Below are 4,662 nucleotides of genomic sequence, written 5' to 3' on the forward strand. Positions count from 1 at the left end.
GGTCTAACGAGTGTAATGACCCTCTTGGGACCGTCCGTTGTTTGGTTCACATAAAGTGGCGACCACCATTTGGAAGCAGACTTGTAAACGGATTCATACTGCTGTAAAAGTGGATTAAGACCCGAATTCGTAATCGTTGTTGTAAAAAGCACCGGGTTGCCATTTTTCGGAGTAATCGTAATGTTGGAAATATATTTTTTGGAATAGGATAAGTTCCATAAGGTCCCTACAATTAGCGAATAGCTATTTACGTCCCCTTCTTTATTGCTTAAATAGGTTTGAATATCTTTCTGGCCGATCAGAAAAATAGACATATTCTCCACGTCTTGAATAACGAAATCCAGCTTGTCCGTTATTTGTTTCAGGGTGTTCATTCCAGCCTGCTTCGCTTTATCTTCCGTCACCGAAGTCGCAATGCGATAGGATACGATCCCCATGGTAAGCAGCGGCAATACGACTGCGAGTAAAATGATCAATGACAGCTTGCGTTTCAGGGACTTGGCAAACCAGCGTCTCATGGGCGATCCTTCCTTCCTTTTTACTTTTACATAGTAGCATGTGCAGCGTTTGAAGATCATACTTTTATTTAGGCAACCAAACTTTTTGTTTGATATCAGAAAATTTTATGTTACCATTTTGCCCAAGAAGAGAAAGCAAAACTAACTAATTGAAAAAGCTGGCGAAACGATTTGCGCCTAACTGAACATTTCAAAGTATACCTTCTACAGCCACTTAGAAGAAAGTAAAAGTGCAGCGAAAGGAAATGATATGTCATGGAATCATTGGAAACATTAGAAACACCCTGTCTCCTCATTGAGGCTGAACGGATGGATCGCAACATTCAAGCTATGGCGGATGTAGCCCGCATCCATCAAGTGAACTTGCGTCCTCATGCGAAGACGCATAAGATCCCCTCTATCGCGCTGCAGCAGATCCAGGCAGGAGCTGTCGGCATAACCGTGGCGAAAATAGCCGAAGCCGAAGTCATGGCTGCGCATGGCATTGACAATATTTTTGTCGCCTACCCACTGGTGACGGCCAGCAAGATCGAACGCGCCATTCGTCTGAGTGAGCAAATCGATCTCATCGTTGGTGTCGATAGCTTAGCAGGTGCTCAGCAATTGGAGCAAATCGCCAGCCGCCACGGGCATACACTGCAAGTTCGGCTGGAAATCGACACGGGCCTGCGCCGCACCGGCGTCTTGTATGAGCAAGCCGCAGCTCTAGCGGCCGAAATCACAGGCATGCCGCATTTGCGGCTGACCGGCATCTACACCTTCCGCGGCTCCCTGCTTGCCGGCAAGCCGACGCTTGACGTTGCGGCAGCCGGTAAGGAAGAAGGCATGCTGATGGTGCAGCTTGCCGAGCGTCTCAGAACGCAGGGCATCGCGATCGCGGATGTCAGCGTGGGCTCAACGCCAACGGCTGCATATGCCGCGGCGGTTGAAGGCGTGACCGAGGTGCGCCCGGGCACGTACGTGTTCCACGACAGGATGCAGGCACGGCTAGGCGTCTGCAGCTTGGAGGACTGCKCTGGCAGCGTGCTCGTCACCGTCGTCAGCCGTCCATCGGCTGATCTCGCGATTGTCGACGGCGGCAGCAAAACCTTCGCCACCGACATTCAGCCGGGCACCGAACCACTGCTGCTGAAGGGCTTCGGGCATATCCTCGGCTTGGAGGATGCGACGCTAGCCCGCTTAACCGAGGAGCATGGCATGATTGAGCTAGGACCGCTAGCCCAAGCTTCCAACCTGCAAATAGGCGACAAGCTGCGCATTATCCCTAATCATATTTGCAGCACAGTCAACCTGCACAATCACGTGATGATGCAGCGTGGGCAAGTTTACACGCGTACGCCCGTGCTTGCTCGAGGTATGCTGGAGTAAGCAGAGCAGCAATCACAACGATACTTTGTAAGTAAAACGAGCAAACTTAAAAACCGGAGGTCAACAAAATGTCGAACATTGAACAACGCTTACAAGAACTGGGCATCACGCTTCCCCCCTCCCCGGAGCCGCGTTTTACATACATTCCTTGTAATCAAACAGGGAATCTCATCTATTTGTCCGGTCAAGACTGCCGGATTAACGGAGAACTGATGTATGAGGGCAAGCTTGGCCGCGAAGTGACGATTGAACAAGGACAAGCGGCAGCACGTCAAACCATCATCAACTGCCTAGCAGTGATGAAGGGATATCTCGGCGATTTGGACCGTGTGGTAAAAATCGTGAAGATGCTCGCTTTCGTCAACAGCACCCCTGGATTTGGAGATCAGCCTTATGTGATTAACGGCGCGTCCGATCTGTTAGTAGCTGTGTTCGGCGAAAAGGGCAAACATGCCCGTTCAGCCATCGGCACAAGCGACTTGCCATTTCACACGCCAGTGGAGATTGAACTGATCGTCGAAGTGCGGGATTAAGTTCCATGCTAACCATCAACCTAACAAACACAAGAACGAGGCTGTCCCTCAAGGTCAATAGACCTTGAGGGATCAGCCCTAGGTTTAAGTCTGGATGACGGGCGGATCATCGAATCCTAAAATAGTTATCCACAATGACCCTGGTGTCCGCAAAGGGAAGTCGTAGCGGGCATTTTCTAATTTGATGCAAGACGTGCAGCAAATTTTCGTATTATCGATGGTTTCGGAGATAATCATGCATTTTGTGCAGTTAATCTCAGCGATTCCATCGAAAATAGAGCAAAATCGCTATATTTGATGTACTTTTTACATCATTCCGTACTTTTAGCGGTTCAGATGCGAATTTACAGCACTTTTTACATCATGTTTGAGCTGCCAAGCGCACAAGAGGGCTGCCTTCAAGTAGATTTATCTACTTGAAGGCAGCCCTGTTCTATCCCTCACTGCACTCACACGCGGAATCGAGCGATCAAGCCCTGCAAATCCCCTGCCATACTGCTCAGCACAGAGGCAGAGGAAACAATCTCCTCCATACTCGCATACTGACCCTCGATGTTGGAGGAGACGTTGCGTGCACCCGAAGCCGTCTGCCCCGCAACTTCATCAATACCGCGAATCACGTCAACGGCTGCGCCCGTTTTCCCGGAGATAGCGGCCGAGCTGGCGGCCACTTCAGCAATCTGGCGAGCGACGTCGTCCATCGCATCGCTTATGCGCAGGAACGTTGCCTGTGCGACGCCGACAACTTCAAGACCCGTCTCCACCTCTAGGCTCCCAGCCTGGGTGGAGTTCATAACCACACTTGTTTCTTCCTGTATGCTCGAAACAAGCTGCGTAACTTCTTCTGCCGCTTCGCCTGTCTGCCAAGCCAGCTTGCGCACTTCGTCTGCGACGACCGCGAAGCCTTTGCCAGCCGCTCCTGCCCGCGCAGCTTCGATAGAAGCATTAAGTGCGAGCATATTCGTTTGTCTCGCAATACCTGCGATGATCGCATTCGCCTGAACGATCTGCTCAGAGCGCTCGCCTAGTCGCTGAACAGACTCTTCGAGGACCTTCATCTTTTGTGAGATGGCTTGCATTTGGGTAATCGCCGTCTCAACCGCTGTATTGCCAGCACCAGCAGCTTGCTGGGCGAGTAAAGACTGCCGATTGGCCGATTGAGTTACGCTGGCGATTTGGAAGACAGCTGCTGACATTTCTTCCATAATGGAAACGCCTTGCTGCACACTTCGTACCTGTGCATCTGTGCCTGTAGAAATTTCTTGAATGGTATAAGTAATCCGTTCCGAGGATTCACTCACCTGCTCGGCATTATTACTCAGCGCATCAGAAGCAGCGGCGACATGCTGGGCACTGCTGCCCACCTGGCTGATTAAGCTGTGGAGATTAGCTTTCATAACATTAAAGGCCATAGCCAAATCCCTTAATTCGTCTCTATTATTCACATAAATGCTACCAGATGTTAAATCGCAGTCTGCGATCCGTTCGGCCGCCCTTACCATGGAGCGAATTGGATTTACAATCGTCCGGGATAGTAAAAGGCCAATCGCCAGTGCGAATACGAAAGCAGCTAAACTAACCCAAATCAACGTTCGAACGATCGATTGTACGACATCATGGTTACGTGCCGTATCCACTTCTTGAACGGCTCTCTCCAACACTTCTATTTTAGCTGCAGATTGCGTTAAGGTTTCTGTCGTTGGAATGGCCCACTGCATCGCTTCTGCTTTGGCTAAATCGACCTTCCCTTTATCAGCGTATTCCGTCACTTTGTTGACTAGCCGCATGAACGTTTGGTTGGAGTCCGCCATGGACTGAATCGCTCCTTGCTCGTCCTCATTCCCGGCAAGGTTACTCATTTCTCCAATCAGGGTGGATAGCTCCGCATTCGTTTCTGTCAAAAGCTTCTCTTTATCTTTCGCCGGATTAAGCACATAACCTAGCAGCAGACTGTTCTGCATTTGCGTTTTCTCTTTTATCTCTGCAACATGGTGAAGAATCATAACATTATCGTTCAAAAGTTTAGAATAAGAGCGATCCACTTTATTTAAATAGGTATAGGACATGCCGCTAGTCACCGCAACGAGTAAAGAAACAATGACGAATGTCCCTACGATTTTACCTCTCAAAGAAACCGAAAACTTCTTCTTTTCCCCACTGGAAGACCCTTTTTTTTGCATAAATGCGCCCCTTTTTATTTAGTAAACGCTTTCGGTTGTCTTCGTAAAATAACAGGCTGCCCC

At 49.6% G+C, this 4,662-nt stretch carries 3 protein-coding genes and 1 pseudogene; 2 read left to right on the top strand and 2 right to left on the bottom strand.

The genetic code is table 11. The features are described 5' to 3' along the window. Positions 1–518 (bottom strand): annotated as a pseudogene (locus AC1DUA_RS24490) (sensor histidine kinase); the annotation flags it as partial. A gap of 255 nt (positions 519–773) precedes the next feature. Between AC1DUA_RS24490 and AC1DUA_RS24495 the strand changes: the two are divergent. Together AC1DUA_RS24495 and AC1DUA_RS24500 are read left to right on the top strand one after the other, a co-directional pair. Further along, positions 774–1,886 (top strand): alanine racemase, encoded by a 1,113-nt coding sequence (locus tag AC1DUA_RS24495; protein ID WP_477502245.1) that lies wholly within the window; start codon positions 774–776, stop codon positions 1,884–1,886. A 68-nt stretch (positions 1,887–1,954) separates the two neighbouring features. Then, positions 1,955–2,419, top strand: coding sequence for a RidA family protein (locus AC1DUA_RS24500; RefSeq protein WP_477502246.1), 465 nt, complete (start codon positions 1,955–1,957; stop codon positions 2,417–2,419). Between the two features lie 449 nt (positions 2,420–2,868). On the opposite strand, the gene AC1DUA_RS24505 is transcribed toward AC1DUA_RS24500, so the two are convergent. Continuing rightward, a complete protein-coding gene (locus AC1DUA_RS24505) occupies positions 2,869–4,548 on the bottom strand; it encodes a methyl-accepting chemotaxis protein (RefSeq protein ID WP_477502247.1) in 1,680 nt (559 codons plus the stop codon). Positions 4,549–4,662 lie beyond the last annotated feature (114 nt).

The organism is Paenibacillus sp. 01T422 (genome assembly GCF_056398785.1).

Excerpts from the sequence above, each read along its gene's own strand:
- AC1DUA_RS24500 (WP_477502246.1), top strand. The coding sequence starts at position 1,955 with ATGTCGAACATTGAACAACGCTTACAAGAACTGGGCATCACGCTTCCC.